The organism is Rhizobium sp. SRDI969 (assembly GCF_025152725.1).
GTDB lineage: Bacteria > Pseudomonadota > Alphaproteobacteria > Rhizobiales > Rhizobiaceae > Rhizobium > Rhizobium leguminosarum_I.
On record NZ_CP104038.1, the window covers coordinates 54,218 to 81,062 of the forward strand.

Consider the following 26,845-nt stretch of genomic DNA (forward strand, 5'->3'; position numbering starts at 1 on the left):
CTCAGGCCTCCTTGTACCAGAATGCATCCGGCATATAGACGCCGAGATAGGAGGTGGGATCGAAGCCGTAGAGCGCTTTCTCCGGCAGGTTCTGCAGCTTGGCGGCGCGAAGGATCGGCTGCAGCGTGCTGTTGATGAGGCCGATCGAGAACACCTGCTGTGTATAGAGCGACAGCATCTTGTGCCAGATCACCTGGCGCTCCTCGAATTTCGCCGTCGAGCCCCATTGGCCAAGCAGGTCGACCAGTTCGGCCGCCTCCGGCAGGTCGGGTGCGACGCCCTCCTGGCCGGCGGAGAGGTAATGCATGCCCCAGAGCGGCCATTGCAGCTGATCGTCGAGTGTCGGCGCAAGGCCTGCGGGCGACATGTCGGCTGTTGGCACGCCATTGTCGAGGCCGTACCAGATCGACATCATGATCGAACCGCTCATGGCCCGGTTGCGGAAGACGTCGCGCTGCGAGGTGCGAGTATAGAGCGCAAGGCCGATATTGGCCCAGTGGTCATGCACCAGCTCCAGCACGTCGGTATCGAGATTGCTCTCGCCGGCGGTCTCGACGGTGATCTCGGCGCGCCGCCCGTCGGGCAGCAGCCGGATGCCGTCGTCGTCGCGTTTGGTCAAGCCGAGCTCGTCGAGCAGGCGGTTGGCCTCGTCGGGATCGAACTTCACGAAGGCGTCGGCATATTCCTGCTTGAAGAGCGGGCTGTCGGGCAGGACCGTATCGGCGCTTGGCGTGCCAAGGCCGTAGAAGGCCACCATGTTGACCTCGTGCCGGTCGATCGCCAGCGACAGCGCCCGGCGCAGGCGCACGTCGCGGAAGAGGCCGCGCCACACCTCGTCGGCGCAGTTGAGGTTCGGCAGCAGCGTGATGCGCGAGCCGCGCGCGAGCTTCCAGAGATTGACCTTCACCGGGAAGCGCTTTTCGGCCTCCTTCAGGAAGGTGTAGTCGTTGAAATCGATGCCGGTCACCTGCAGGTCGGCTTCGCCTGCACCCGCCTTGGCGGCGATGATCGACGAGGAGGAGACGTTGAGGATGAAACGGTCGAGATAGGGAAGCTGCCTGCCGGTCTCGTCGACGCGGTGGAAGAACGGGTTGCGCTCGAAGACGAACTGCTCGGACGGCAGCGGCGTCGTATTGCGCCAGGGATCGAGCGTCGGCAGGTTCGGATTTTCCGGACGATAGGAACGCGCCATCTTGATGTGCAGATCCTGCCATTTCTTGACGCGGTAGGTCTTCATCAGCTCGTCCATCTTCGCCTGGTCCGGCTGGAATTTCTTGTGGAACTGCTTGAGATAATGACCAGGGCCGAAGATGACGAGCGGCTGCGGGCCTGCCAATGTCGGCAGGAACATCGGGTTGGGTTTTTCCCAGGTGTAGCGCACGGTCAGCGCATCGAGCATCTCGAAGCGCGGCAGGCTTCCATGCGGACGAAGTTCCAGCGCGCCGCCGCCGGGTGTCAACTTGTCGTTCAGGATGACGTCTTCCCACCAGTAGCGGAAATCGTCGGCCGTGAACGGCTGGCCGTCGGACCATTTATGGCCTTCGCGCAGCGTGAAGGTGAAGACCGTGTCGTCCTCGGACTGGAAACCGGCCAGGATATCCGGCTGGAACTGCAGGTGCTTGTTGTAGCCGACCAGCCGGGCATAGCCGTAGATCGTCATGAAGCGGATATCGCGCTGGCCGCCGATAATGGTGCGCACCGTGCCGCCGTAGGCACCCGGTTCCAGCCCCAATTCCTTCAGGTTGACGATGCGCGGGCGGGCGGGAATGCGCTCGGCCATCGGCGGCAGGCTGCCTGATGTCAGCCGCTCCTTCAGGAATTCCGGTTCGGCGGCTTGTTGCGCCCTCACCACCGCGGGCGCGATCGCCGCGCCGACGAGGCCGCCCAGGAATATGCGACGCGTCACCATCAACGCAACTCCTTGGCATCGGCGCCCTTGCGGGCGCGCACCAGATGGCCGTCGCCGAGGTCGGCATAGGCGAGTTCGGAAGCGTCGTCGTGCTCGGCGGTGAAGGTCACGCCCCAGTTCTGCTTGTCGGCGGCGCCGTTTTCCCTGAGCGCCTTGAAATCGAGCGGCCGGTCGAGATCGGGGAAGGGGACGGCGGCGAGCAGCGATTTCGTATAGGGATGCACCGGATCGCGCAGGATGATCTCGCGCGGCGCGATCTCGACGATGCGGCCCTTGCACATCACCGCGATACGGTCGGCCATGTAATCGACGACGGCGAGATTGTGCGAAATGAAGAGATAGGTAAGTCCCAGCTCCTTCTGCAGGTCCTTCAACAGGTTGAGGATCTGCGCCTGCACGGAAACGTCGAGAGCCGAGACCGGCTCGTCGAGGATGACGAGCTTCGGCCCGAGCGCGAGTGCGCGCGCAATACCGATGCGCTGGCGCTGGCCGCCCGAAAAACTGTGCGGGTAACGGCTGAGATAACGCTTGTCGAGGCCGATTGCCGCCATCAATCCCTCGACCTTGCGCTTGCGCTCGTTACTGTCGCCGCGGTCATGGATCTCGAGCGGTTCGCTCAGGATGTTGCGCACCGTCATGCGCGGCGAAAGCGAGGAGACCGGATCCTGGAACACCATCTGGATCTTGGTCCGCATGTCCTGCAGTTCGGCGCCTTTGACGGAGAGGACGTCGACGACCTCCTTGCCGTCGTTGAATACCACCGCGCCGCTGTCCGGCGTGATGGCGCGCATCAGGATCTTGCTGAGTGTCGTCTTGCCGCAGCCGGATTCCCCGACCAGGCCAAGACATTCGCCGCGGCGGACGTCGAAGCTGACGTCGTCGACGGCGCGCAGGACGGTGGCTTCGTGCTTGCCGAAGAAACTGCGCTTGCGCGCCTTGTAGGTCTTCGACAGATTGGCAACGGACAGCAGGGTGCCCGGCGCCTCTGCCTGGAGCGGCTTCTTCTTGCCGACGAGGGACTCGAGATTGACCGTTACCTCGCGCAGCGCTTTCAGCCGCTCGCCGGGTTTCATGTCGAAATGCGGAACGGCGGCCATCAGACCTTTGAGATAAGGATGCTGCGGATTGCGGAAGATCGCCTCGACGGGTCCTGCTTCCATGATCTCGCCGTGATAGATGACGACCACCTCGTCGGCCATATTGGCGACGATGCCGAGATCGTGGGTGATGAGCAGCATCGCCATGCCGAGCTTGGCCTGCAACTCGCGGAGCAGTTCCAGGATCTGCGCCTGGATCGTCACGTCGAGCGCCGTCGTCGGCTCGTCGGCGATCAAGAGAGCCGGCTTGCAGATCAGCGCCATGGCGATCATCGCGCGCTGGCGCATGCCGCCGGACAGTTCGAACGGATACATGTCGTAAGTGCGATGCGGGTTGGAAAAGCCGACCAGGCCGAGCATCTCCTCGGTCCTTTCACGGGCTTCCTGCTTGTCGGCCTCGGTATGGATCAGCAGCACTTCACTGATCTGATTGCCGATCGTATGCAGCGGCGAGAGCGAGGTCATCGGCTCCTGGAAGATCGTCGCCATGCGCCGGCCGCGCAGGTCGCGCATTTCCTCGCTGTCGCGCGGAAAGGATAGGATATCGGTCGTGCTGCCGTCGAGCGGATCGGTGAAGAGGATGCGGCCGGAGGCCTTGGCCGGATTGGGCAATATGCCCATCACCGACTGGCTGATCACCGATTTGCCGGAGCCGGATTCACCGACGAGGGCGGTGACCTTGCCCGGAAGGATGCGAAGATTGGCTTCTTTTACGACGCGTAACCGGTCACCGAAAACCGAGAAGGAGACGTCGAGATTTTCAATACGCAACAGATCGGCTGCAGACGCCATACCAATGAAATTCCCCAGTCTTCTATGTTCCCGTTAAGGCACACTATCGTACCGCAAACGGGGTGTCTAGCTGATGACAATCATAGAAAAACCGCCGCCCCCGCCGAAGTTCCCCCGGGCGAGATGCGAAGATTATGGCAGGGGTTCTAAGCTCTTACTGGATGAATTTCTCCATGCTGGTGCGCTTGACCTGTTTCTTGGCGTCGCGATGCAGGAGAATGACCTGCTCGGCTTCCGAAAGTCCGTTCTGTACGGCCTCGCGGAAGCTCTCGTCGACATTGATTGTGGGTGCCGGCGCGCGCGGCTGCAGCACCGTCACCTTCTGGCGGACGCCGCGCAACTTCTCCTCGCCGAGCGTTGTCCATTCGCCGCCGCAATAACCGGCGAAGGCCTGGCTGGCGACGACCTCGCGGCCGTATTTCTTGGTCAGGATCTGCAAACGTTGGACCTCGTTGACGGCTGAGCCGAAGGCGGAGAAGGTCAGGCGGTCCTTGAGGCCGACATTGCCGAACATGACGTTGCCGACATGCAGGCCGATGCCGTAGCCGACCCTGGTCAGGCCCTTCTGCTCGCGGTCCCTGTTGAGCTCGGCGACCCGCGCCTGCGCCTGATGCACGGCCGAAAGCGCCGCCTCGCAGGCAATTTTCGATGGGTCCTTATGGCGCCCGCAAGGATAGACGGCGAGGAAGCCATCGCCGAGGAAGCTCAGGATCTCGCCGCCATTGCGGTTGAAGGGGGCGGCAATCGCGTCGAAGAACTGGTTCAGCGTGTCGATATAAGCCTGCCGGCCTTCCTTTTCGGCATATATGGTGGATTCGCGCATATCGCCCATGACGAGGGCTGCGCGGATCGTCTCTCCGTCGCCGCGGCGGATCTGGCCGTTCAGCACCCGCTTGCCGGCGTCGCCGCCGAGATAGGTGGTCAGCATGTTGTTGGCGAGTTTGCCGAGCACCGCCATCTTGGCAGCGACCGCCAGATGGTTCTGCATCCTGAGCAGCGCATCGATCATGTCGTCGGAAAAGCCGGTATTATGGTCCGTCGACCAGGAACCCATCATGCCCTGCACCGAGCCGTCGCCAAAGGGCTGCACGAAGGCGAGGTAGTCGGTGATGCCGTCCTTGCGCAGGTCCTCGAAGATCGGGAATTCGGCCGGGCCTTCTTGGGTCAGCCGGCGGCGGATGTGCTGCAGGTTGTTGTCGAGCAGGTAATAATAGGGGCTCTGCAGGAAGCGGTCCGGCTTCTGCCCGGCCGGCATGCGAAAACCTTCGATGGTGACGCCGCTGGCGCGCCGCCAGGTGAAGCTCAGCGCATCGTAGAGCGGATGCAGCATCGAAAAGGTCAGGTGCACGCGCGCGATCGGCAGGCCGGCGGCCGCAAGTCTTTCGCAGAAGCCGCGGACGATGTTTTCAAGCTCGTCTCCGGCCAGCGAAGAGTTCGTCAGCCATTCAGCGACCCGGTCCAACAGGATGGAGGAGACGCTGGTTTCGATCGTGCTCATTCTCGGTATGATCCTCATAAGGCACGCCATCCCTAAGAGCCAAAAATTCCCTCGGCCGCCGCATTTTCATGCGCAGGTCACAGGGAAATCAGGATGTACGAGCGGTAATATAGTGTCAACGGATCTGCCGAAAGCCCGGCAGTGGCGCCCCTCAGCTCCCCATATCCGGGGATCGGACGGGTTGTCCTTTCCAGCTGGTTCATTATCAAAAGTCAAAATAGGGATGCTGCAAATGCGAAACAATGGGAGCTGCAATTTTTTGTGCGCTGAAGTTGCAGCAAACGGCGCGGCCTGAGTCATTTCCGCCACACAGGTTAAGGGATTTGGGCATCAATGCCACGCGACATCCCGGCCCAGGAGATCGGCAAGAGGGTTAGGTTGAGGGGCAGCCATCGGCGAGAACCGGCCGGCCGTGCCGCCGGAAAGACGAGGAAGATCCGCGCCCGGGTTTAATTTGCCTGGATCATGCATTAGATCAGCCTTCCCTTCCCGTTTGAAAGATCCCGCCTTGACCACCTCCACCTTCGATACGCTTTTGCAGAAGATCGAAACCCGCGCGGCCCGTGCCGGCATCATCGGGCTTGGTTATGTCGGCCTGCCGCTGGCGATGGCGGTGGCGCGTAGCGGCTTTGCGGTGACCGGCTTCGACATCGATCCAGGCAAGATGGTGGCGCTCGATGCCCGCCGCTCCTATATCGACGCGGTGAGCGATGAGGCGCTGTCTGCCGAGATCGATGCGGGCCGCTTCAAGGCGACGACCGATTTCGCCGGCCTTGCCGAGTGCGACGTCGTCATCATCTGCGTGCCGACGCCGCTCACCAAACATCGCGATCCCAACCTTTCCTTCGTCGAGGCGACGTCGCGCTCGATTGCCGCGCATTTGCGCCCCGGTCAGCTCGTCGTGCTGGAATCGACCACCTATCCCGGCACGACCGATGACGTGGTAAAGGTCATTCTCGAAGGCACCGGACTGAAATCCGGCTCGGACTTCTTCGTCGGCTTCTCCCCGGAGCGTGAGGATCCCGGCAACCAGCACTATCATACCGCCACCATCCCCAAGGTCGTCGCCGGCGACGGGCCTGAGGCGCTGGCGCTGATGAAGGCCTTCTATGGTGCGACGGTATCATCCGTCGTTCCGGTCTCTTCGAATGCGACGGCCGAGGCCGTGAAGCTCACCGAAAACATCTTCCGCTCGGTCAATATTGCCCTCGTCAACGAGCTGAAGACCGTCTATGCGGCGATGGGTATCGACGTCTGGGAAGTCATCGACGCTGCCAAGACCAAGCCCTTCGGCTACATGCCCTTCTATCCCGGCCCCGGTCTTGGCGGCCATTGCATCCCGATCGATCCCTTCTATCTCACCTGGAAATCGCGCGAATATGAGCTGCCGACCCGCTTCATCGAACTCGCCGGCGAGATCAATTCGGCAATGCCGCGTTATATCGTCGGCAAGCTCGCCGAAGCGCTCGACATCCGCGCCGGCAAGGCGCTGAGCCGCAGCCGGGTGCTCGTGCTTGGGCTCGCCTACAAGAAGAACGTCGCCGATATAAGAGAAAGCCCGTCGCTGCGGCTGATCGAGATCATCGAGGAGCGTGGCGGACATGCAGATTATCACGATCCCTTCGTCGCCGAGATCCCGCCGACGCGCGAATACCAGGCGCTGAAGGGCCGCAAATCGGTGACGCTGACTCCTGATACCATTGCCGGCTACGATGCGGTGCTGGTGGCGACCGACCACGACAAGGTGGATTACGCGGGGCTGTCGAAAAGTGCGGCGCTGATTATCGACACGCGCAACGTCTTCAACCGGCTCGGCCTCTCGGGCGATCACGTCGTCAAGGCGTGACGCAAACGTCACCGCATAAGTCTGCTATTTGGCAGCGACTCCCATCGAGATGGCGGGCGAGCTAATGTTCCGTACTGACTTTCCGGCAATCTGTACATATATCCGTACGCTTGGAAGTTGGGAAAGGATGTCGATGGCCCACGTTCGTTTGACGGAGTTCCGGCAAAATATTGCAACCTATTTTGATCAAGTCCTCTCTTCTCGGGCTCCTCTGCTCGTGACCCGTCAAGGTTCGGAAGCAATGGTCTTGGTTGCCGAAGGCGAATACGAGAGTATGCAAGAGATGTTGCACCTGCTCTCGACGCCTGCTAATTCTGCCCGGCTACGCGAAAGTATCGGACAGCTTCGCAAGGGGCAGGTGGTAGAGAGCGATCCCACCCTCTGACATGAAATTGCTATGGACGCCGAATTCCTGGGAAGAGTACGAATACTGGCAGAAAAGCGACCAGAAGATGGTCGAGAAAATCAACGAGCTCCTGAAAGATACGAAAAGGTCACCCTTTAAAGTTCTTGACAAGCCAGAGCCATTGAAGGGCGATCTATCCGGATTTTGGTCAAGGCGCATCCTCGGAGAGCATCGGCTCGTCTACTGCGTGACTGGCAAGGGTTCCGACCAGCAGTTGGAAATCATTCAGTGCCGATTTCATTACGAAAAGTAGGTTCATGCGTGGTGCAGGTGATTGCGACGTCCGAAGGATTGCGGGGTTACAGCGTTAAATCACGCTCGGCGCTGTAGAAAGCGACCTGCCGGTGATCTGGCTCGCGGCCACTGCATAACCGCCGGCGGCGCCATCGATGAAATGGATGTGATCGCGCGCGATCGGCGTCGGCACGAAGCAGGTCATCAACGCTGAGGATTGTCGATGCAGGCCGTAGCGGGCCACACCCTTGGCCTTCGCCTGTTGCAGCAGGGTCTCGATGCGCTTCAGGTGTTCGGCGTCGACATCGATCGTCATTTTCAGCCCGTCGTCGAACTTGCGGAAATCGGAATTGTCCGCGACGTCGCGCTTGTAGCGGCGTGCATCGAAGCGGCCGAGCGGAATGCCGAGCCTGTAGCACGCGACTGTGATGGCGAGCTGCAGGAAGATGAAGAGCTTCTGCCACAACCGCCGGCGCGGTGGCGCGGTGGCTTTGGCCTCGCGATTGATGCCATGGAGCGAGAAGGCAAGGTCCGGACCATCGGCCGGTACCGGATGGCTGTCCCTGTTCTGCTCGGTGGTGATGGCGACAATGCCGCCGACGAGCTCTTGAAATTCCCGGCCTGGCCGGCCTTCGCCGGGCACGGCGATAATCGAGACGATCTCGCCGTTTCTCGCATCGATCGGGCTCCAGCGGCAGGAGAGACCGGTGAGATTCGGGCGAGTTCCAGCGGGCGCGCGGGCGATGCCGTAACGGCCGAGCTTCATCTGTCTTTCGGCCCAGCTGGTGCCGCCGCCCCAGAACATCGCATAGGTCACATAGGGGCTTGCGGAGTAACGCGCGACACGGACGTCGAGGCCCTCGGCGCGGGTGTCGGCGACCGGCACGATGGCGATGCGCAGCATCAGGCCCAAATCCTCTTCGACCCAGATCTGCACGGCGGCAAGGGCGCCGCGTGCCGCCGCCTCCAGCGAACCCGGAAGCGCGATCAGTGCGCCGTCACCGCCGAAGACGAAGGGATAGTCGCCCTTGCCGACCGCATTCAACACCGCTGAAATGACGCTGGCGCCTGCCATGTTGACGTCCTTGTAACGGCCGGCGCCGATCGCCTGCGTCGAGCCGACGATGTCGGCGAGCGCCAGCACCCATCCGTCCGGCAGCGGCCGGTAGTTGGCGGCGTCGGTCACGCCCTCGAATTCGCTGAAGAGCGGCACTTCGGCAAAAAAATCTTCGTCGGTCACGGTTTTCATGTCATCAAGCTTAGCACAGACCCATGTTGCCACTGCAACGCCAATTCCCATTTACGGCAATCGACTTGCCAAGGTTTCATGTGTTAGAGCATTTCCTGCTTTTTCGGACGCACGGAAATGCTCTATCTTTTTGTTTTTACGCAATTCCGGATGCAAAACCGCTCTCGCACTTTTGCTGGAATTCCTCCAGGACCGCTGACGATTTCATGACGGATAGAGATTAGATGAGCCGCCTCGACAGCTTCATTCGCCGGTTGACGGCTCAACGCGACATTTTGAACTCGATCGTCGATCTGGTGGGGGAAATTGAAGGCCCGGTGCTGGAGTTCGGCCTCGGCAACGGCCGCACCTATGATCATCTGCGCGAGATTTTTCCCGGCCGGCGCATCGTCGCCTTCGACTGGGAAGCGCGCTCCTATTCGGCCTCGACACCAGAGGCAGAAGACATGGTGACCGGCAATATCCGCGAATCGGGCCAGGCCTTCGTCGGCATCGGCGCAGCCCTCGCCCATGCCGATATCGGCACCGGCCATGACGAGATCGACGCGGTGACGCTGATCTGGCTGCCGCAGCTGATGGCCGGCGTGCTCGCCCATAACGGCGTCGCCGTCAGCGGGCTGCCGCTGGAGCATCCCGAACTGGTGGCGCTGCCGTTGCCTGATGGCATCAAGGAAGGCCGCTATTTCCTTTACCGGCGGACGTAAAGGATAGCGTCAGCCCTGCTGCATATTTCCTGAAACCGGAATCGATTTAAGGATAAAATTATGCAGCCATTCAAAGTGCTACAGCGCCGCGGCTCTCGAAAAGACGCGCGGCGCTGTAGTGTTTCGGTTCACGCCACCAGACCCTTGGTCAGCTCCAGCGCCTGTCGTTCGAACAGCCGGCGATAGATACCGTTATTGAGCCGGATCAGCGCCTGGTGGTCGCCTTCTTCGACGATCTTTCCCTTGTCGAAGACCAGCAGCCGGTCCAGCGCCCGCACCGTGGACAGCCGGTGGGCGATCACCAGCGTCGTGCGGCCGTTCATCAGACGTTCCATGGCCTGCTGGATCTGCACTTCGCTCTCGCTGTCGAGGCTCGACGTCGCTTCGTCCAGGATTAGCACCGGCGCATCCGCCAGGAAGGCACGGGCAATGGCGACACGCTGCCGCTCGCCGCCCGACAGCTTGACGCCGCGTTCCCCCACCATCGTCTCATAGCCCTTGGGAAGGTCCATGATGAAGTCGTGGGCACTCGCCTGTTTCGCCGCCTGCTCGATCTCGCGCCGCGAGGCGTTAGGCCTGCTATAGGCGATGTTTTCCGCCAGCGTTCGGTGGAACAGGATAGGCTCCTGTTGCACGATGGCGATCTGGCCGCGCAGGCTTGATTGCTTGACCCCTGCAATATCCTGCCCGTCGATGCGGATCGCGCCCGAGTTGACGTCATAGAGGCGCTGGATGAGCTTGACGAAGGTCGTCTTGCCCGAGCCCGAATGCCCCACCAGGCCCACGCGTTCGCCCGGCTTGATGGTGACCGAAAAATCCTCGTAAAGCGGAGTGGGATGAGCGCCGTACTGGAAGGTGATGCGATCGAAGACGATCTCGCCCTCCCTGATCTTGACAGGCTTGGCGTTGGGCTTGTCCTCGATATCGAGCGGCATCTTGTCGAGCAGCACCAGTTCTTCCATGTCGTTGACGGCACGCTGCAGGTTGCGGATGTCCTGGCCGACGTTGCGCAGATAACCTTGCAGAACGAAGAACATGGCCAGCACGAAGGTGATGTCGCCAGGCGTCGCCAGCCCCTGCCGCCACATCACCAGGCCCGTTCCCAGAATGCCGGCCTGCATCGAAACCATCATGAAGCCCTGGATCGTGCCGCTCAATGTGCCGCGCTTCCATGTCCGCCGCGTGCGGCTGTCCCATCTGGCGAGCACTTGGCCCAGTCGCGTCTCTTCGCGGCTTTCAGCGCCGAAGGCCTTGACCACCGAATTGCAGCTGATGGCATCTGCCAGCGCACCACCCAGCTTGGTGTCCCAGGCGTTGGCAAGCCTTGCCGCCGGCGATACGAAGCCCATGGAAAGCGCCACGGTCACCCCGATATAGATCAGCGACCCCGCGGCCACGATCAGGCCCATGATCGGCCAGTAGCTGCCGAGCACGATACTGGCCCCGACCAGCATGACGATGGAAGGCAGCAAGGCGACCAGCAGCAGGTCGTTGAGCGAGTCGAGCGCCCACATGCCGCGGGTGATCTTGCGCACCGTCGAACCGGCAAAGCTGTTGGCGTGCCAGTCGGTCGAGAACCGCTGCACCTTGTGGAAACCGTTGTTCGTCACATCCGCCATGGTGCGGAGCGTCAGCCGGATAATGCCGTTGAAGATGAACCAGCGCAATGCCACGCTGGTCAGGCCCAGTGCCACGACGATGACGAAGGCGCGCAGCGCCCGGTCAGCCGCATTGCTGCCGGCAATGGCATCGACGATCTGGCCGGAAAACACCGGCACCATGACTTCGGCCAGCGTGCTTGCTATCACCAACACGATGATAACGCCCACTAATACAGGCCGATGGCGCCAATGATGGAAAACAAAGCCGAGCACATGGCGATAGGCATCGGCGCGGAAATCGAGCTTCTTGCGAGTCATTTTAATCGCTCGGCGCCGTGTTCGGCAACCGGTCCTCAAAATAGAGAGTTGGAAGGCACAGCCTAAGCGGGAGACGAAATAATCCCGTCAAATCATCGGGCTATGAATTAAGGGAAAACCGCATGTCGGGCGCGCTTGAGGCGGGCCGCGAATGGAAATGACCTAGCGTCGGGACATTCCGCACGGGAAGGTTTCGATGATTGCTGGCATGCAACGCCTCCCTTATGTTTGAACTAAAGCGGTGAGCGTTTTGTACCGAAGCAATTCGCCATTGCCAAGCGGATATTTGCAACCTTACAGGAAGTGATGCGGAAACGACACACCTTGTGCGCTTGCGAGTGACGGTTCGGGCCGGCGTGCTCGCTTCACAAAGACGTCAAGGAAGGTCGTTACTTTCTCTACCGAGAGATGTAATCACCGCTCATGAACCGCAGGAATAGCATATCGCCGGGCGGGCGGTCAGTTTTGCCTCGAAGTCGGCCGCGATTTTGTCCAGCGTAACGCTGTCCAACCGTCGCAGGAGCAGGGCCTGGGCCTCCTTCATCGCGTCGCCGAGAGCGACATTCACCGCCTGTTCCACGAGGCATTGCGGCTGATCGTCGGCCGGGCCGATGGCGAAGAGATGCGGTTCGCCGATGGCGCGGTAGACGTCGAGCAGGGTGATCTCGGACAGCGGACGCACCAGTGTCCAGCCGCCGCCATGGCCTTTCTCGGAGCGGACATAGCCCTGTTGGCGAAGGCCGGCCATGGTGCGGCGGACGACGACCGGATTGGTGTTCAGCATCTTGGCAATCATTTCGGAGGTCGCCGAATGCTGGTGCTTATCCATGTGGATCAGCACGTGCAGCATGCGTGAAAGGCGGCTGTCATTGCGCATGGCTCTCTTTCCTGTCGATCGCGCGGATATTATCGCAAGCGGATCGTAACAAGACAAGTAACATGATGCTTGACGGCGTCATATCATGTAACTTATGTTGAGTCATGAATTCGATATCAACGGAGAGTTCCATGTCCTTCGAAGCCATCGTCATCGGCGGAAACTTCGCCGGCCTGTCGGCCGCTATGCAGCTGGCCAGGGCGCGGCGGCGCGTGCTGCTCGTTGATGCCGGCGCGCCGCGCAATCGGTTTTCTGAAGCGTCGCACGGTTTTCTCGGCCAGGACGGCCAAACGCCGGCGGCGATCATGCGGGAGGGAAAACGGCAGCTTTCGCTTTATCCGACTATCACCATCCGCCAGGGGAAGGTCGTGCGGGCGCACAGCGATGGTGACGCATTCATTGTCGGCACCGAAGACGGCGGCGAAGAACGAGCCGCGCGCGTCCTGCTCGCAACCGGCGTCAGAGACACGCTGCCGGAAATCCCCGGCCTCAAGGAGCGATGGGGCCGCTCGGCGCTGCACTGCCCTTATTGTCACGGCTTTGAGGTCAGCGGCGGCAAGCTCGGCGTTCTCGCAAACCATCCGCATTCGGCCCATTCCGCCATGATGATTCCGGACTGGGGCGCAACGACGTTTTTCACCCAGGCGCTGTTCGAGCCCGATGAAGAGCAGTTGGTAAAGTTGACCGCCCGTGGCGTCCGGATCGAACGCAGCCCTATCGTGGAATTGTTGGGCGACAATTTGAAGCTTGAGGCCGTTCGCCTCGCCGATGGCCGCGTCGTGCCACTCGATGCCGTCTTCGTCGCGCCGAAAACGACGATGGCTAGCGCGGTTGCCGAACAGCTCGGCTGCGCCTTCGACGACGGCCCGTTCGGGCCAATCATTCGGATCGCCGATAACAAGGAAACAACCATCAAGGGTGTCTTCGCCGCCGGCGATGCGGCAAGCGCCATGCACAATGCCACGCTCGCCTCCGCCTCAGGCGTGCTCGCCGGCGTGCACTGCCATCAATCGCTGGTGATGCAGTCGGCGGCATGAGGCAAAACAGCAGGTTAAACGGGCTGAATTCTTCCCCCAGCAGGTCAGGGACCTTTACGGCCACCTCGTGACCAAGGTGAAAATCTCAACGCGTTAATCATTGCTTTTAAAATAATGATCCCAATGCAACCGACTTATTGCAATTTCTACGTTTGAAATGTAGCTGTTTTCATCTGAATGACTAACAAGCAAGACGATGGTGAGACCGTGGATCACCGCGCTTGCAGCAAGCTGAAATGGGGGCATTTCATATGGGGTTTACTGATGCTGTTCGGACCGTTCTGACGCAGAAATACGCAACCTTTTCCGGCAGGGCCTCCCGCTCGGAATATTGGTGGTTTCAGCTGTTCTATGTGCTTGTTGTGGTCATACTTGTAATTGTGGCCGCTTTGACCGGGGCTTTTTCAGATATTCAGGATGGACCTTCGCCACTGCTCTTTATTTTTGGAGCCATCGGTGGATTGTTTGCGCTTGCAATGGCTTTGCCGCAGATATCCCTTCAGGTTCGACGTTTCCATGATCGCGACCTTTCTGGCTGGTGGTATCTCGGGCTGCTCGTGTTGGGCATGGTTCCCTATATCGGTAAGATTACAGGCCTCGCGATATTCATTATTTCCGTACTCAGGGGCACCGATGGTCCCAATAAGTTCGGGCCGGATCCGCTGCGTCCCGAAGCAAGAGCAGAGGTCTTTGCCTAGCAGCATGACCATCCGCACTGTCAGCCTGCTGGTGGCTCTGTTGCTCGCCGCTTCGGCTCAGATTTCGTCTGCGTGGGCGCAGGACAGCGACACTCGGCAGGTTGTGGGCGGTGATCATCAAAAGAGCGCCGTCGGAGCCGAGTATGCCGCGCAGTGCCAGCAGAACGGATTGCGCTGCACGCTCGTCTATGGCGACGTCGCGGCAAAGGCCGAGCCGGCATCGAATACGACAAAATCGTCGCCTCAACGCAAGCCGTTGATGATCCCGCGCGAGCCCGTTGTCAACGGTCCTCTGGCGGTTGCCGTCGTGCTTGTCGGTCTCATCGTGGTCATCGGTTTATGGATACGCTTCGGTAATGGCGGCGTCTTGCTTTCATCTGCGCCACGCGACATTAAACGGCAGGGGGAGGCGCCGGAAAGCTGGCGCACGTCAGCAGCCGAGGCCGAGGAAAAGCCGAGCGACTTTCTGCAGCGCATTGCCGCCATGGCGGATCGCAGGCAGGCGCTTGTCCTGCTGCTCAGACATTGCCTGCTGCACGCGGCAGATGTGACGGGAACACGGCTTTTCCGCTCGGATACGGAACGGGCCGTTTTCGCCCGTCTGCCGGACAATATGCCCGACCGCGATCGGCTTGAAAATTTTCTGACCGCAGTGGAGCTCGTTCATTACGGTGGCCGCACGCTTGCGGAAAGCCATTTCGGCATCCTTCTGACGACCGCGCGCGGCTTGCTGTCATCGGGCAGAGTAGCCAATGCGTAACGCGGGGCCTCTTCTGTTGCTGGGGCTGTTGCTTGCGCTGGCGGCGCTGGCAGTCTTTGCGCTTTCGCGCGGCAGCGATTTCGACCGCTCGCCGCTTGGCAACAAGGGGTTGGAAACGTGGCTGCAAGCCAAGGGTATCCCTGTCGTACGATCCGACCCTCATGTCGCTCGGGCGCGTTCGGAAATCTCGCTGCGCATCATTCCCCTGTCGATACGCCAAGCCATGGTTGTCGCACCTCAGGCAAGCGAGGAAGCGGATGACGCAGGCCCGGAAAGCCCGATCCGGGAGTCAAACCGCTATGCGTTGCCGACGCTGATCATATTGCCGAAATGGCGCGGCAGCGTCTCAACGGATGGTGTTGCCAGCACATCGGGACTGATCGATCTCGCCGATATCGGCGGCGAACTCGACAAGCTCGGTTATTCAGATTTTGGCTTTGCCCGTAGCAGCACCGATTTTGAAGAGGCGCAGCCGCAGCCGAAACCGGGCCAGCCCATCAACATCGCCCTCTATCAGGCGCAAACCTTCGAACGGTCGGGCCTGCCGAGCGGTTGGGAGGAGCTGGCGGGCACACCGTCGGGCGCGCTGCTACTGCGTGGCGAGGACGACCCGAACGTCTATCTGCTGTCGGATCCGGACCTGTTGAACAATCACGGACTGGCTCTGGCCGATAACGCCTCCTTTGCCGTGTCGCTCGTCACGCTGTTGCGCGGCGCGGGCGAGAAGCGGCCGGTCTATCTGGATACGGCCGGCCTGCCTCTGGATAGTAAGAAACCGGCGGATGAAGGCCGGACCTACGAGCGCTCTGCCTCCGATTTCAAGCGGTTTTTCGCTTATCCGCTGTCCGTCATCTGGGGAGTGCTGTTCGTCGTCGCCGCTATTTGTTTCTGGCGCGGCGCCTATCGCTTCGGGCCTGCTTTGCCCGAGGCATCCGCAAACACCGAGATGTCGAAGACGGCCGCGATCGACGCGACGGCGCGTCTGCTGCGCCTGTCAGGCAATGATGGCCGGATGACCGGACAGTTCGTGCTCCATCTGCTTGCGGACAAGGCGCAACTGGTCTTCGGCCCCGGAGCCGGAAACGAGGCAGGCGTAGAGCGGCTGTTTCAACGCCTGGCGCGCCGCGATCAGGCGGCGGCGAAGGCATTGCACTCGTCAGCGCAAGCGCTGATCGATCGTGGGCATCGGATGACGCGGGCGGATCTGCACCGCAATCTCGAAATATTTAGAAAGTCGCTAGAACAGGATGATTTCAGGCCGGGTCGGCCTAAAATCTGAATCCTGTTCTAAATTAAAGAGTTAGAGCATGATGTCGTCCGAAAACCGCTTACACATTTCGGCATCATGCTCGAGGGAGCATTGATCTTGGATCTAGGTGAATTTCGCAATCTTATCGCCGCGGTTCGTGGCGAAATCGGCAAAGCGGTGCAGGGGCAGGATGCGATCATCGACCTCGTCCTGATCTCGATCTTTGCCGGCGGCCACTGCCTCGTCGAAGGTCCGCCCGGCACAGCCAAAACCTTGCTTGCCCGGTCGGTCTCCGCCGCCATGGCGCTGCAATATCGCCGCATCCAGTTCACGCCAGACCTGATGCCCGGCGATGTTCTGGGCGTCAATCTCTTCAATTTCCAGACCAATCAGTTCCACCTGACCAAGGGCCCGGTCTTTACCGACATTCTTCTCGCCGACGAGATCAATCGCGCCCCCCCGAAGACGCAATCGGCCCTGCTGCAGGCGATGAACGAGCGGATGGTCACGCTTGACGGAACCGATTATTCCCTGGGACCGGATTTCTTCGTGCTTGCCACGCAAAACCCGATCGAGCAGCAGGGCACCTATCCCTTGCCCGAAGCACAGCTCGATCGCTTTCTGTTCAAGCTCGTCGTCGAATTTCCCAGCCGCGATACGGAAATTGCCATCCTCTCCAAACATGCGACGCAGGCGCTGAAATCAGACCTGCGCAATGCCGGCATCCGTCCGCTGGTCACGAGTGCCGCACTCGCTACGGGGCGGGCGCTGATCGATGCGATCCATCTGGACACCACGATCCTGACCTACATCGTCGACTTGGTGCGCGCCACGCGCTCCGATCCCGACATTCTCTATGGTGCGTCCACCCGCGCGGCCGACGCGGTAGCATCGGCAGTGCGCGTGCGAGCGGCTTTCGAGGGAAGGGATTACGGCTTGCCGGACGATGTCCAGGCGTTGCTGGTGCCTGCCTTGCGCCATCGCATCGTACTTTCGCCCTCGGCGGAAATTGACGGGCGCACGCCGGACGAGGTGCTGCGCAATATCATGAACCGCGTGGACGCGCCCCGTTAAATGCGGCCATCCTCCACTCTGATCGCGCTCGTTCTGATATCAGCCGCGGTGACGGTCTTCACCAGCGTGTGGTGGCGCGACATGAGCTCCTTCTTGCTCCTCATGTGGCTTGCGCTTGCAGCCCTGACCGTCGCCGATTTGGTCATCTCCAACCTGGCGGGGAGGATGACGATCGATTTCGATCTGCCGCCGCAAGGCTTTGTCGGCCACACCGCCGCGTTTACGGTCGGCATCCGGCCGCAGAAGGGCGCGCTGCCCCGGAAAATCGAAATCCGGCTCGATCTCGCTCCCGAGCTGGTCGTCGACGAAATCAGATGGCTCGACCCTGCATCGGGTGCCGGTGAAGGAGAGGTCAAGGCCTCTCTGGACCTTCATCTGACCCGGCGGGGACGATACGCTGTCCACGAGCTATGGCTGAAGTGGTCATCGCGATTGAAGCTGCTCGAGATCATCGCAAAGATGCCCGTTGGGCAAGAGATCGCTGTCCAGCCCGACATATCGCCGGTGCTGTCTGGAGCGATCAAGACCCAGATCCTGCCGCTGGAGGCCGGCCAGAAGGATTTGCGGTTGCGCGGCGAGGGATCGGAATTCCACCAGCTGCGTGAATTTGTAAGCGGCATGGATCCGCGCAGCATCGATTGGAAGCGCTCGGCGCGCATGCGCAGCCTCGTCGTGCGCGAGATGAGGGCCGAACGAAACCACCAGATCATCCTCTGCGTCGATTCCGGACGGCTGATGGCCGAGCAGCTTGCCGGCTTCACGAAGCTCGATCGCGCCATCAATGCGGCGCTCGCCATGTGCTGGGGCGCAGGCCTTGCCGGCGATCTTGTTGGCTTCTACAGCTTCGACAGCCGTCCGCGTCTGTTCGTGCCGGCCTTGCCCGGACGAGCGGCCTTTCCGCGGCTGCAGACGGTGTGCGCCGGGCTGCGCTACGAAACCCAGGAGACCAACCATACCTTGGGACTGAGCCACCTGTCAGGACGCCTGAAGCGACGGTCGCTGATTGTGATATTCTCCGATTTCGTCGACACCATCACGGCGGAGCTGATGATCGAGAACATGCAGGTGCTCGCCCGGCATCACTTTGTCGTCTATGTCGCCTTGTGCGATCCGATGCTGGCCAAGCTCATCGAACCTGAGGAAACGACGCTCGATGCCGTCGCTCGCTCGGTTGCGGCGCGCCAGATCCTTCAGGAGAGGCGCGCCGTCATGGAAAAGCTGGCGCGTCTCGGGGTGCTTTGCCTCGACAGCACGCCGGAGGCACTAACTTCGGATCTCATTGCGCGCTACATCGAAATCAAATCCCGTGAGATGATATGATGGATATCGGTATCGACGGCAGGATGGATAGGGGCGCGACAGTCAATGTCGGCGCCGTTCAGAACGATACGCTTCGTTCGGCCCGCTTCCGGCTGGAGCGCGAGGCACACTGGCGCCAACTGGACGAACTGGTGACGCGTGCCGAGAAAGGGGGCGCAGCCGCACTCGGCTATGATGAAGTCCGCAATCTCGCCACCGGATACAGGCAGGCGATGAACTCGTTGAGCGTGGCGCGCGATATTTCCCTCGATCGCGCCTTGATCGCCTATCTGGAAAGCCTCTGCGCCCGGGCCTATCTCGTCGTCTACGCTCCTCAGGAAAGCCTTGGCGGCCTAATGAGGCGCTTGCTGTTGCACGGCATTCCCCAGGCGGTGCGGCGCTCGGTCCTGCCTTTGTTCATCGGCTTCCTGGCGCTCATTCTGGGCGCGCTGGCCGGATACAGACTTTGCGCCAACGACCCGAGCTGGTTCTATACCTTGGTGCCGCCGGAGATGGCCGACCAGCGCACGCCCGATGCCTCGACCGATTACCTCCGCTCGACCATCTATGGCAATGAAGGGCATGACAGCGACCAGTTGGCCGCATTTTCCAGCTTTCTCTTTTCCCACAACACCACCATCGTCATCCTGATCTTCACCCTTGGTGTTTTCCTGTCGGTGCCGAGCTTCATCCTGACCTCTTACAATGGTCTGATCCTCGGCGCGTTCTTCGCGATGTTTTATCGCAGAGGGCTAGGCTACGACGTCTTCGCCTGGCTCTCGATCCACGGCGTCACCGAGCTTGCGGCCATCGCCATTGCCTGCGCCGGTGGGGCAAGGCTCGGACTTGCCGTTCTCCTTCCCGGTGCCAGAACGCGAAAGGAAGCCTTGCGCCACCAGGCGCATGATGCCGTCAAGCTCGCCATCCTGGCGGCGCTGATGCTTGTCGCGGCAGCCTTCATCGAAGGCTTCCTGCGTCAGCTGATCCAGGATCCGCTCTGGCGCATCGTCATCGGTTGGGGGATGGGCCTCTTCTGGGTAGGCTGGCTGCTGCTTGGAGGTCGCCAAAGCAAGGTTTCGCGTGAGGCCGTGCGATGAGCCAGACAGTCACGGACGGCAGCCACGTCGAGCAGTTCATACCGCCTGAGGGCGTCCCGATCAGCTTCGCCATTGCCTCGATCGGAACCCGTTTCGGCGCGCAATTCCTCGACATCGTCTTCACCTCGATCATTATATTCATCTGCGCTGTGGCCATCCTCTTCACAGGCGTGCTGCCTATGACGGCGGAGGCGATGCTCATGGTGATGCTCGGTTTTTTGGTGCAGACCCCCTATTACATTCTCTCGGAGCTCATCTGGAACGGACGCACGCTCGGAAAGAGAATCACGGGCATCCGCGTCATCAACATGGACGGACGGCGGCTCACGCCGCACCAGGTGACCGCACGCAACCTGATGAAACAGGTGGAGATTTTCGCCCCCATGGGCCTTTTGGCTTCGGTCGGCACGCAGTCGGTCTGGGAAAACGGTCTGACGAGCCTCTGGCTTCTAGCGGTGGTCGTCGTCCCCTTCACCAACCGACGCCGGCAAAGGCTTGGCGACATCATTGCCGGCACCCTGGTGGTCGACACTCCGCGTTCCGTGCTCTTGTCCGACCTTGCGCTGTCTGCTCCTGCCGCCGTCTCGTCGCAGGCGGAATTCGAATTCCTGCCGGAACATCTCGATATCTACGGCAAATATGAGCTGCAGACGCTGGAGGACGTGCTTCGCGACTCGACGAAGACAGCCAACCATAAAGAGATCGAACAGATCGTGCGAACCATTACCCGGAGGATCCGGTATGAAGACACGGTGAAGCCCGGCCGGGGACTGGTTTTCCTGAATGAGTTCTATCGCGCCCAACGCGAGCATCTCGAGAGCTTGAAGCTTTTCGGCACGCTTCGCGAAAACAAATATCATGAGCATTCGCGATCAGAGGCGAAGAAGCTCGTTTGATGGGGTGAATGCTTTGGGACGAAAGTGGCAAGTCACCGCCACCAATTGATGAACGTCTTTTTTGAAGCATTGAGAAGGCTTGAGCTCGACGACAGGTGATTGGATGCCAGTTTGGCTGTTGTTAGAGCCCTCCTACCGATCGAACTCTGAAGGAATTGTGGTTTTGAGTTGGAGAGAAGTTACTTCGGAAATCCGCCGGGTTGTACTATGCCCATAGATTGTACTTTAGGGATAATGTAATGAAGCTACGTATTTTAGGCGCTTTCGCGCTTGTTCTTGCTGCTACGGGTCACGCTCAGGCCGACGAACGCGCCGCCGCATCAGCAATCTTCTTTCATGATGTGACGAAATCGACATGCGGTTTCAAGATGACGCCAGAGTCGGCGTTAAAAGCTGCAACCACTCTTGGAATGTCGGGTCTTATTAGCGAGCCATTGCTTTCGGCGGTGTTTGCAATTTGTGGAGAAGTAAAAAAGGGAAACAAAAGCAAAACCATTGTAATCCAGGTTCCCGACAACCGCAAAGTGCTGCGGAAAGTCATGATTGAAAGAGCCAAGTGGTGGCAAGCATGATAAGGGCGGCAGCGCTTGGCGGAGATGACAAACCCGCTGTAACCGCCGGATACCGAAGCAAGTGACAAGTGCTGCATCTTCACCGCGTGTCTGGTGAATTTCAATTGACGCAGGGGAAAGAGTCTCTCCGGCATGCATGGCCGAACATTTAAGGCAGAAACAGCACGTTGTACTGTCCGAAATTGCCCGGCAGGTCGCGGACCTTCATTTCCTCTTCGCGGTCCTCGAAGACGACGAGGCAATCCTCGTAGAACCCCGACAGCATCGATATGAAGGCTTTCGTTCCCTCCGGGCCGTAGAAGAGCGGCGTGAATTCCATATAGAGCGGCACGCGGCGGGCAAGCAGCGGCCGCATCGAGCGGCAGGCGACCGGCTCGTAGCCTTCGATATCCATCCAGACGAGGCCGATTGCGGCCGGATCGACCGAAAGACCGGCAAGGATCTCGGAAACCGGCTTCACCGGCACGCTGATCTTCCTGTCTGTCGGGCTTTGACGGATGGCGCTGCTCTTGCCGTGATTGTTGAGGTTGAGGAAAAAGTCGATCTCGCCTTCGCTCTCGCCGGCGGCGCAGTTGACGAGGCGGACTTTCTCCTCCAGCCGATTCTGGCGAATATTGAGGGCAAGCAGCGGGAAATTGCGCGGATCGGGCTCGATGCTGACAACATGGGCGTAGGTGTCGCTGAGGGCGAAATAGACGGTCTGGGTGCCGATATTGCCGCCGATCTCCAGCAGCGTCGCGTCCTTTCGCAAGAGGCCGCGCTCGCGCAGGATGGCGATCAGCCGGTCGACGGCCTCGCGCTCGAAATGGCCCTTTCGGAAGACCTTGCGGCCGATATAGTCGGCGGGCGAGAAGGTCATCAGGTGGTCGCCGGCGTCGATCGTCATCGAGACGACGCGCGGGCCGATATTTTCGATCAGCAAGCGGCGGCCGAAGCGGGTGTCGAAGAAGCGCGAAGCGGCTCTATTGCGCGCCTTGCGCAGCCGGCGGCTCCAGTATTTGGTGGTCAGCCAGGGCTTGCCGGGCATCAGTCTTTTCCTTCGAGCGGTTCTGCTGCTTTCTCTCTCGGAATGACGTAGACTTTCAAGGGCAGGGCCCGGCCGCGCACACTGATTTCACGGCTTTCGATGCCGGAAAGATCAGCACCCGAAAGGGTCGCCACCGGTTCGGAGATGACGATCGCCGCTTCGAACTCTTTTGCAGCGCTTTCCAACCGGCTCGCGACATTGACGGTATCGCCGATCGCCGTCATGCTGCGCACCCGGCCGTATCCCATCGTGCCGACGACGGCGGGACCGGTGTGAATTCCGATGGCGATGCGCAGCGGCAGCGCCAGTTCATCGGCCAACTCGGCAGCGAGTTTCTCGACCTCGGCGACGATCGCGGCTGCTGCGTTGAGCGCCTGGCGGCAGGCTTCCTCCGGCGCGGTATTGAGGCCGAAGAGCGCCATGGCGCCGTCGCCGATGAACTTGTCGAGCCGCCCGCCCGCCTGCTCCACCGCCTTGCCGATGATGGCGAAATAGCGGTTCAGCAGGAAGACGACGTCGAAGGGCAGGCGGGTTTCCGTCAGCGTGGTGAAATGGCGGATATCGACGAAGAGCACGGCGATTTCACGCTCGCGGCCGGGGCTCGTTTCCTGGCTGTTGGCAGGAAGGGCTGCCTCGACCGCCGGGACGAGAAGCGGCGCGACCGCAACGTCGCGGTTCGGACGAAGCTGGCAGGCGAGCCGGACATCCGGGCCGGCATTGATGCGCTTCAGCGTCGTCTGCTCCATCTTGTCGGGGGCCGGCAGGCTTTCGTAATCGCCAAAGATCTGCACGCGGCAAGTGGAGCACTGGCCCTTGCCGCCGCAGACGGCATAATGCGGCAGGCCACCGAGCCGGCTCGCTTCCAGCACCGAGAAGCCGCGCGGCACCCGGATCACCTCGCCGCCCGGATAATTCACGGCGACCTGATCGAGCCGCTCCTTCAGCTTGCGCCGGGCGCGGGCGACGACGACGATGAGCAGCGAGGCCGAGAAGGCGCCGTAGAGCCCGGCGCGGATCACGGCGACCTGACGGTGAACGTCCGGGTTCGAGGCGTAGCGGGTGTTGACCCCCTCCTTGTAGGCGCTGACCGTCATTGACTGCTGGTAGGAAGGGTCGGCGAGCGCCCGGCCCATTTCGACGAAGCCCAGCAGCGCGAGCACCGGCACGAGGATAGCAAGCGCCAGCATTAGCGGAGCGAAGTCCGGATACCAGGAGCGGTAGCGCAGCCAGAAATGGATGCCGATGCAGCCGTGGATCCAGACGGCGACAACGGCGAACACCTGCCGAACGCCGTTTGTCGGGTTCCTGATCCAGAGCATTCCGACGACCGTCTCGTAGTCATCGATGTAGCCGTAGAATTCGTGGGCGATGCGCGTACCGATGACATGATCGAGGAGCAGCAGCGGGATCATCAAGCCGAGCACGATCTGCGCCATTTCCCCCTTCGGCATGACGAGGCTGCGGCGCATGTAGATGGCGCGCAGCACCAGCGCGATATGGATGAGGACCGACGAATAGAAGATGGCGGTCCCCAGAGGATTGCGCCAGATCGCCAGGAAGAGGTGGGCGGCTTTATCGGCGGCAGCGACGGAAATCAGGCCAATCGCATGGTTCGACAAATGGAAGAGGACGAAGATGAAAATGACGAGGCCGGAACCGAGCCTCGCCCTTCTGATCGTACGCTCCGAAAAAATCCCTGTGGCCGAGACCGTCGTCATTCATTCCCGTTCTTGTCGATGTAACCGCAGGCCCATAGAGATTGAGAAAGAGGCGGAATTGCTTCGATCGCGATCACATTCCATATGCTTATGCGCAAGTTTCCGGCAAAGGGACAAGAGCGGAATTTTTCCGACGGGCGCGAAAGTTGTAAACAGTCTGTCTCACGTGAGGTGTCAATGCGGGTGGCTTTCTACGCGCCGATGAAATCGCCGAACCATCCGGTGCCGTCGGGCGACCGGCTGATGGCGCGACTGCTGATCCGGGCACTGGAGCTTGGCGGGCATCAGGTCGACGTCGCCTCCGAATTCCGTACCTATGCCTCGACACCGCAAGCCGCAGCGGCGCTTGAACCCGCCATCGGCGCCGAACTGGAGCGGCTGCGGCTAAGATGGAAATCCGCGCCGCGGCCGGAACTCTGGTTCTGCTACCACCCCTATTACAAATCGCCCGATCCCTTCGGGCCGGCGATATCAGCCGAATTCGCAATTCCCTACGTCACCGCCGAATCCTCCTATGCGGCAAAACGCGATCGAACCGGCTGGGCAGCTTCACAGAAGCTGGTGGGCGAGGCGATCATGCGGGCGGCGGTCAATATCAGCTTCACCGGGCGCGACCAGGCCGGACTTGCCGCCGCCTTTGCGCAGGCGCGCCTTGCCAGGCTTAACCCCTTCATCGACACGGCGTTGTTCGAGACGGTGTCGCCAGCGCCCGATCAGCGCCGGCTGATGACGGTCGCGATGATGCGGGCCGGCGACAAGATGGACAGTTATGTCATGCTTGCAAAAGCGTTGCGGCTGATCGAAGACCGGCTCTGGACGCTGGCCGTCATCGGCGATGGTCCGTTGCGGCAAGAGGTGGAGGCGCTGTTTGCCGGCTTTCCCGGCCGCATCGAATGGCTGGGCGAGCGGAATGTCGTCGAGATCGCCGAATTGCTCGGACATGGCGGCATCTATGTCTGGCCCGGCTGCGGCGAAGCCTACGGTCTCGCCTATCTCGAGGCCCAGGCAGCCGGTCTTCCTGTCGTGGCGCAGGCAACGGCAGGCGTGCCAGCGGTGGTCGAGGCTGGCGTGACCGGCCTGCTGACGCCGGAGGGTGATGTCGCTGCCTATGCAAGGGCGATCGCAACCCTGCTCGGCGACGGTCAAAAGCGTGACGCGATGGGGCAGGCGGCACGATGCTTCGTGCTCGAGGAGCGTTCGCTTGCGAGGGCTGCCCGTGTCTTGGACGGGATTTTGCGCAGAAGCGCAGGAACAGGAGTGAGGTGATGAACTGGGAACCGTTGGGCCGCGAGCTTGAACGCTGGCGTGCCGCCGGCCGCGTGGTGCGGTTCTGGCTCAGGGACGACGACGCCGTCGAGCCGACGCCTGATCTGGAAAAGCTGCTGTCGCTGACCGGCGACAACGGAATTCCGCTGACGCTTGCCGTCATTCCCGCCCTGACGGGTGAGGCATTGGCCGCGCGGCTGGCGGGGGGAGCAGGCGTCGCTGTCGCCGTGCACGGCTGGTCCCACACCAATCACGCCGGACCTGAGCGCAAGAAGCAGGAACTCGGCGGCGAACGGGCGTCCGAGGTGGTGCTCGGCGAGTTGCGTGAGGGATTACAGCGCCTGAAGCGGCTCCATCCGGCTCGCTTCCTGCCGGTGCTGGTGCCGCCGTGGAACCGGATCGATGCCGCCCTGATTCCTGCATTGCCCGAACTCGGCTTTGCCGCGCTTTCGACTTACGGGCGGGCAAGAGAGGGCGGACCAATCCCGCTGCTCAACACCCACGTCGACATTATTGACTGGCACGGCACGCGCGGCGGCCGCAGCGAGGGGGAACTGGTGGCCGAACTGGTCGCTGAACTCCGCGACCGGCTTGCCGGCAGCGACGAGCCGATCGGCGTGCTCACTCACCATCTGGTTCATGATGCGGCCGCCTGGGATTTTCTGTCCGCCTTGTTTGCAGCGACGGGCCGGCATCCCGCCGTCCGCTGGTCATCGGCGTCGGAATTGCTAGAGCCTTAGACATTGCCGATCAGGCGGCGTGAAACTCGCCCGAGAAACTCTCGCATGAGTGCTACGACGTCATCGAGATGCGTCTCGAGCAGCCAGTGGCCGCCGCCGAGCAGATGCAGTTCGGCATCCGGCAGATCGCGCATGTAGGCTCGCGCCGATTTTTCCGGCATGTAGTGATCATTCGGACCCCAGACGATTAAAGTCGGAGGCCGATATTCGCGCAGATATTTGCGGTGTTCCGGGAACCACGCCCGGTTCTCCTTCAGTCCGGCGATCAGGTCGATGGCGATTTCCTTGCGCCGCGGCGTGATCAGCGACCAGTGCAGCTTCCAGAGATCCGGCGGGACCGTGTCGGCCAGAAGCGGCGGCAGATCGTTGAGGAATTCCTCCTTGAAGGTCTCCTCGCTGACTGTCTCCGCCAGCACCTTCTTCATCTCGGATCTCGGAAGCGTCCATGTCGCCTCGATCTCCGCATACTTCGGCCCGAGGGCATCATCATAGGGGATGTCGCCGTTCTGGATGATCAGCGCCAAGATGCGCTGGGGATCCTTGATCGCCAACCGCGCACCGATAGGCGACCCGAAGTCGTGGAGGTAGAGGACAAACCGGTCGACATTCATCGCGCTGACGAAGGCCTCCAGCCAGGCAGCGTATCCGTCGAAGCTGTAGTCGAAATCATCAGGCGTGCCGCTGTAGCCCGCACCCGGGAAATCCGGCGCAATCAGGCGCCAATGGTCGGCAAGGCGTGGCATGAGATTGCGAAATTCATAGGATGAGCAGGGATATCCGTGCGGCAGCAACAAGACCGGAGCATCTTCTCGGCCGGCCTCGCGGTAAAAAGTCTCGACGCCTGCAACCGTAACGAAGTGATGTCGGACGAGCGTGGCCAC

General features: G+C 61.0%; 24 protein-coding genes. 15 read left to right on the top strand and 9 right to left on the bottom strand.

The features are described 5' to 3' along the window. Position 1: 1 nt before the first annotated feature. The 3 genes from N2A41_RS29900 to N2A41_RS29910 form a co-directional block, all read right to left on the bottom strand. On the bottom strand, positions 2-1,909 hold the full coding sequence (locus N2A41_RS29900; protein WP_170262614.1) for an ABC transporter substrate-binding protein: 1,908 nt from the start codon (positions 1,907-1,909) through the stop codon (positions 2-4). Continuing rightward, positions 1,909-3,798 (bottom strand): ABC transporter ATP-binding protein, encoded by a 1,890-nt coding sequence (locus N2A41_RS29905; protein WP_260111933.1) that lies wholly within the window; start codon positions 3,796-3,798, stop codon positions 1,909-1,911. The genes N2A41_RS29900 and N2A41_RS29905 overlap by 1 nt, the downstream gene beginning before the upstream one ends. Positions 3,799-3,952: 154 nt before the next feature. After that, positions 3,953-5,296, bottom strand: coding sequence for an adenylate/guanylate cyclase domain-containing protein (locus tag N2A41_RS29910; protein WP_260111934.1), 1,344 nt, complete (start codon positions 5,294-5,296; stop codon positions 3,953-3,955). A gap of 508 nt (positions 5,297-5,804) precedes the next feature. On the opposite strand from N2A41_RS29910, the gene N2A41_RS29915 reads away from it, so the two are divergent. From N2A41_RS29915 to N2A41_RS29925, 3 genes are all read left to right on the top strand, one after another. Continuing rightward, positions 5,805-7,142, top strand: coding sequence for a nucleotide sugar dehydrogenase (locus tag N2A41_RS29915; protein ID WP_260111935.1), 1,338 nt, complete (start codon positions 5,805-5,807; stop codon positions 7,140-7,142). Between the two features lie 133 nt (positions 7,143-7,275). Continuing rightward, positions 7,276-7,527 (top strand): type II toxin-antitoxin system Phd/YefM family antitoxin, encoded by a 252-nt coding sequence (locus N2A41_RS29920; RefSeq protein ID WP_260111936.1) that lies wholly within the window; start codon positions 7,276-7,278, stop codon positions 7,525-7,527. Position 7,528: 1 nt separating this feature from the next. Continuing rightward, on the top strand, positions 7,529-7,801 hold the full coding sequence (locus N2A41_RS29925) for a Txe/YoeB family addiction module toxin (protein ID WP_017968210.1): 273 nt from the start codon (positions 7,529-7,531) through the stop codon (positions 7,799-7,801). 54 nt (positions 7,802-7,855) lie between these two features. On the opposite strand, the gene N2A41_RS29930 is transcribed toward N2A41_RS29925, so the two are convergent. Continuing rightward, positions 7,856-9,031, bottom strand: a complete 1,176-nt coding sequence (locus tag N2A41_RS29930) for a DUF3095 domain-containing protein (protein WP_260111937.1) — start codon at positions 9,029-9,031, stop codon at positions 7,856-7,858. Between the two features lie 224 nt (positions 9,032-9,255). On the opposite strand from N2A41_RS29930, the gene N2A41_RS29935 reads away from it, so the two are divergent. Continuing rightward, positions 9,256-9,735: a class I SAM-dependent methyltransferase gene (locus N2A41_RS29935; RefSeq protein WP_260111938.1), complete on the top strand. Its 480-nt coding sequence runs from the start codon at positions 9,256-9,258 to the stop codon at positions 9,733-9,735. Between the two features lie 128 nt (positions 9,736-9,863). On the opposite strand, the gene N2A41_RS29940 is transcribed toward N2A41_RS29935, so the two are convergent. After that, complete coding sequence (locus tag N2A41_RS29940; protein WP_260111939.1) at positions 9,864-11,654, bottom strand: ABC transporter ATP-binding protein; 1,791 nt, start codon at positions 11,652-11,654, stop codon at positions 9,864-9,866. A gap of 421 nt (positions 11,655-12,075) precedes the next feature. Continuing rightward, positions 12,076-12,531, bottom strand: a complete 456-nt coding sequence (locus N2A41_RS29945; RefSeq protein WP_260111940.1) for an Rrf2 family transcriptional regulator — start codon at positions 12,529-12,531, stop codon at positions 12,076-12,078. A 131-nt stretch (positions 12,532-12,662) separates the two neighbouring features. Here N2A41_RS29945 and N2A41_RS29950 point away from each other — a divergent pair, with 131 nt between their 5' ends. The 9 genes from N2A41_RS29950 (at position 12,663) to N2A41_RS29990 (ending at position 21,213) form a co-directional block, all read left to right on the top strand. After that, positions 12,663-13,568 carry an NAD(P)/FAD-dependent oxidoreductase gene (locus N2A41_RS29950; RefSeq protein WP_260111941.1) on the top strand — a complete coding sequence of 302 codons (906 nt, stop codon included), beginning with the start codon at positions 12,663-12,665 and terminating at the stop codon, positions 13,566-13,568. A gap of 251 nt (positions 13,569-13,819) precedes the next feature. Continuing rightward, positions 13,820-14,266, top strand: a complete 447-nt coding sequence (locus N2A41_RS29955; protein ID WP_260112002.1) for a DUF805 domain-containing protein — start codon at positions 13,820-13,822, stop codon at positions 14,264-14,266. A 4-nt stretch (positions 14,267-14,270) separates the two neighbouring features. Then, complete coding sequence (locus tag N2A41_RS29960; RefSeq protein WP_260112003.1) at positions 14,271-15,026, top strand: hypothetical protein; 756 nt, start codon at positions 14,271-14,273, stop codon at positions 15,024-15,026. Further along, positions 15,019-16,305 (top strand): hypothetical protein, encoded by a 1,287-nt coding sequence (locus N2A41_RS29965; protein ID WP_260111942.1) that lies wholly within the window; start codon positions 15,019-15,021, stop codon positions 16,303-16,305. Before N2A41_RS29960 ends, N2A41_RS29965 begins: the two co-directional genes overlap by 8 nt. A gap of 87 nt (positions 16,306-16,392) precedes the next feature. Further along, entirely contained in the window at positions 16,393-17,349 is a 957-nt protein-coding gene (locus N2A41_RS29970) for an AAA family ATPase (RefSeq protein WP_222280194.1), read from the top strand. Further along, the gene (locus N2A41_RS29975; protein WP_260111943.1) at positions 17,350-18,669 is read left to right on the top strand and encodes a DUF58 domain-containing protein; all 1,320 of its coding nucleotides are present in this window, start codon (positions 17,350-17,352) and stop codon (positions 18,667-18,669) included. Next, a complete protein-coding gene (locus N2A41_RS29980) occupies positions 18,669-19,745 on the top strand; it encodes a stage II sporulation protein M (protein WP_260112004.1) in 1,077 nt (358 codons plus the stop codon). Before N2A41_RS29975 ends, N2A41_RS29980 begins: the two co-directional genes overlap by 1 nt. Beyond that, a complete protein-coding gene (locus N2A41_RS29985; RefSeq protein WP_260111944.1) occupies positions 19,742-20,641 on the top strand; it encodes an RDD family protein in 900 nt (299 codons plus the stop codon). The genes N2A41_RS29980 and N2A41_RS29985 overlap by 4 nt, the downstream gene beginning before the upstream one ends. Before the next feature lie 239 nt (positions 20,642-20,880). Further along, entirely contained in the window at positions 20,881-21,213 is a 333-nt protein-coding gene (locus tag N2A41_RS29990) for a hypothetical protein (protein WP_222295325.1), read from the top strand. 148 nt (positions 21,214-21,361) lie between these two features. Here the strand turns inward: N2A41_RS29990 and N2A41_RS29995 are convergent, their stop codons facing one another. Both N2A41_RS29995 and N2A41_RS30000 read right to left on the bottom strand, forming a co-directional pair. Further along, entirely contained in the window at positions 21,362-22,240 is an 879-nt protein-coding gene (locus tag N2A41_RS29995; RefSeq protein WP_170256474.1) for an FkbM family methyltransferase, read from the bottom strand. Continuing rightward, entirely contained in the window at positions 22,240-23,958 is a 1,719-nt protein-coding gene (locus tag N2A41_RS30000) for an adenylate/guanylate cyclase domain-containing protein (RefSeq protein ID WP_222386864.1), read from the bottom strand. Before N2A41_RS30000 ends, N2A41_RS29995 begins: the two co-directional genes overlap by 1 nt. A 177-nt stretch (positions 23,959-24,135) precedes the next feature. On the opposite strand from N2A41_RS30000, the gene N2A41_RS30005 reads away from it, so the two are divergent. Together N2A41_RS30005 and N2A41_RS30010 are read left to right on the top strand one after the other, a co-directional pair. Continuing rightward, a complete protein-coding gene (locus tag N2A41_RS30005) occupies positions 24,136-25,224 on the top strand; it encodes a glycosyltransferase family 4 protein (RefSeq protein ID WP_162115203.1) in 1,089 nt (362 codons plus the stop codon). Next, positions 25,224-25,964, top strand: coding sequence for a polysaccharide deacetylase family protein (locus N2A41_RS30010; protein ID WP_222386865.1), 741 nt, complete (start codon positions 25,224-25,226; stop codon positions 25,962-25,964). The genes N2A41_RS30005 and N2A41_RS30010 overlap by 1 nt, the downstream gene beginning before the upstream one ends. On the opposite strand, the gene N2A41_RS30015 is transcribed toward N2A41_RS30010, so the two are convergent. Then, complete coding sequence (locus tag N2A41_RS30015; protein ID WP_222386925.1) at positions 25,961-26,845, bottom strand: alpha/beta fold hydrolase; 885 nt, start codon at positions 26,843-26,845, stop codon at positions 25,961-25,963. The two genes, N2A41_RS30010 and N2A41_RS30015, sit on opposite strands and share 4 nt — an antisense overlap.

What these genes read in the sequence shown, in the direction of transcription:
- N2A41_RS29930 (WP_260111937.1), bottom strand. Translation starts at nt 9,031, where the DNA reads ATGAAAACCGTGACCGACGAAGATTTTTTTGCCGAAGTGCCGCTCTTC.
- N2A41_RS29905 (WP_260111933.1), bottom strand. Translation starts at nt 3,798, where the DNA reads ATGGCGTCTGCAGCCGATCTGTTGCGTATTGAAAATCTCGACGTCTCC.
- N2A41_RS30010 (WP_222386865.1), top strand. Translation starts at nt 25,224, where the DNA reads ATGAACTGGGAACCGTTGGGCCGCGAGCTTGAACGCTGGCGTGCCGCC.
- N2A41_RS29935 (WP_260111938.1), top strand. Translation starts at nt 9,256, where the DNA reads ATGAGCCGCCTCGACAGCTTCATTCGCCGGTTGACGGCTCAACGCGAC.
- N2A41_RS29940 (WP_260111939.1), bottom strand. Translation starts at nt 11,654, where the DNA reads ATGACTCGCAAGAAGCTCGATTTCCGCGCCGATGCCTATCGCCATGTG.
- N2A41_RS29910 (WP_260111934.1), bottom strand. Translation starts at nt 5,296, where the DNA reads ATGAGCACGATCGAAACCAGCGTCTCCTCCATCCTGTTGGACCGGGTC.
- N2A41_RS30000 (WP_222386864.1), bottom strand. Translation starts at nt 23,958, where the DNA reads ATGACGACGGTCTCGGCCACAGGGATTTTTTCGGAGCGTACGATCAGA.
- N2A41_RS29995 (WP_170256474.1), bottom strand. Translation starts at nt 22,240, where the DNA reads ATGCCCGGCAAGCCCTGGCTGACCACCAAATACTGGAGCCGCCGGCTG.
- N2A41_RS29975 (WP_260111943.1), top strand. Translation starts at nt 17,350, where the DNA reads ATGCGGCCATCCTCCACTCTGATCGCGCTCGTTCTGATATCAGCCGCG.
- N2A41_RS29900 (WP_170262614.1), bottom strand. Translation starts at nt 1,909, where the DNA reads ATGGTGACGCGTCGCATATTCCTGGGCGGCCTCGTCGGCGCGGCGATC.
- N2A41_RS29960 (WP_260112003.1), top strand. Translation starts at nt 14,271, where the DNA reads ATGACCATCCGCACTGTCAGCCTGCTGGTGGCTCTGTTGCTCGCCGCT.
- N2A41_RS29985 (WP_260111944.1), top strand. Translation starts at nt 19,742, where the DNA reads ATGAGCCAGACAGTCACGGACGGCAGCCACGTCGAGCAGTTCATACCG.
- N2A41_RS29950 (WP_260111941.1), top strand. Translation starts at nt 12,663, where the DNA reads ATGTCCTTCGAAGCCATCGTCATCGGCGGAAACTTCGCCGGCCTGTCG.
- N2A41_RS29955 (WP_260112002.1), top strand. Translation starts at nt 13,820, where the DNA reads ATGGGGTTTACTGATGCTGTTCGGACCGTTCTGACGCAGAAATACGCA.
- N2A41_RS29945 (WP_260111940.1), bottom strand. Translation starts at nt 12,531, where the DNA reads ATGCGCAATGACAGCCGCCTTTCACGCATGCTGCACGTGCTGATCCAC.
- N2A41_RS30005 (WP_162115203.1), top strand. Translation starts at nt 24,136, where the DNA reads ATGCGGGTGGCTTTCTACGCGCCGATGAAATCGCCGAACCATCCGGTG.
- N2A41_RS29965 (WP_260111942.1), top strand. Translation starts at nt 15,019, where the DNA reads ATGCGTAACGCGGGGCCTCTTCTGTTGCTGGGGCTGTTGCTTGCGCTG.
- N2A41_RS29920 (WP_260111936.1), top strand. Translation starts at nt 7,276, where the DNA reads ATGGCCCACGTTCGTTTGACGGAGTTCCGGCAAAATATTGCAACCTAT.
- N2A41_RS29980 (WP_260112004.1), top strand. Translation starts at nt 18,669, where the DNA reads ATGGATATCGGTATCGACGGCAGGATGGATAGGGGCGCGACAGTCAAT.
- N2A41_RS29925 (WP_017968210.1), top strand. Translation starts at nt 7,529, where the DNA reads ATGAAATTGCTATGGACGCCGAATTCCTGGGAAGAGTACGAATACTGG.
- N2A41_RS29990 (WP_222295325.1), top strand. Translation starts at nt 20,881, where the DNA reads ATGAAGCTACGTATTTTAGGCGCTTTCGCGCTTGTTCTTGCTGCTACG.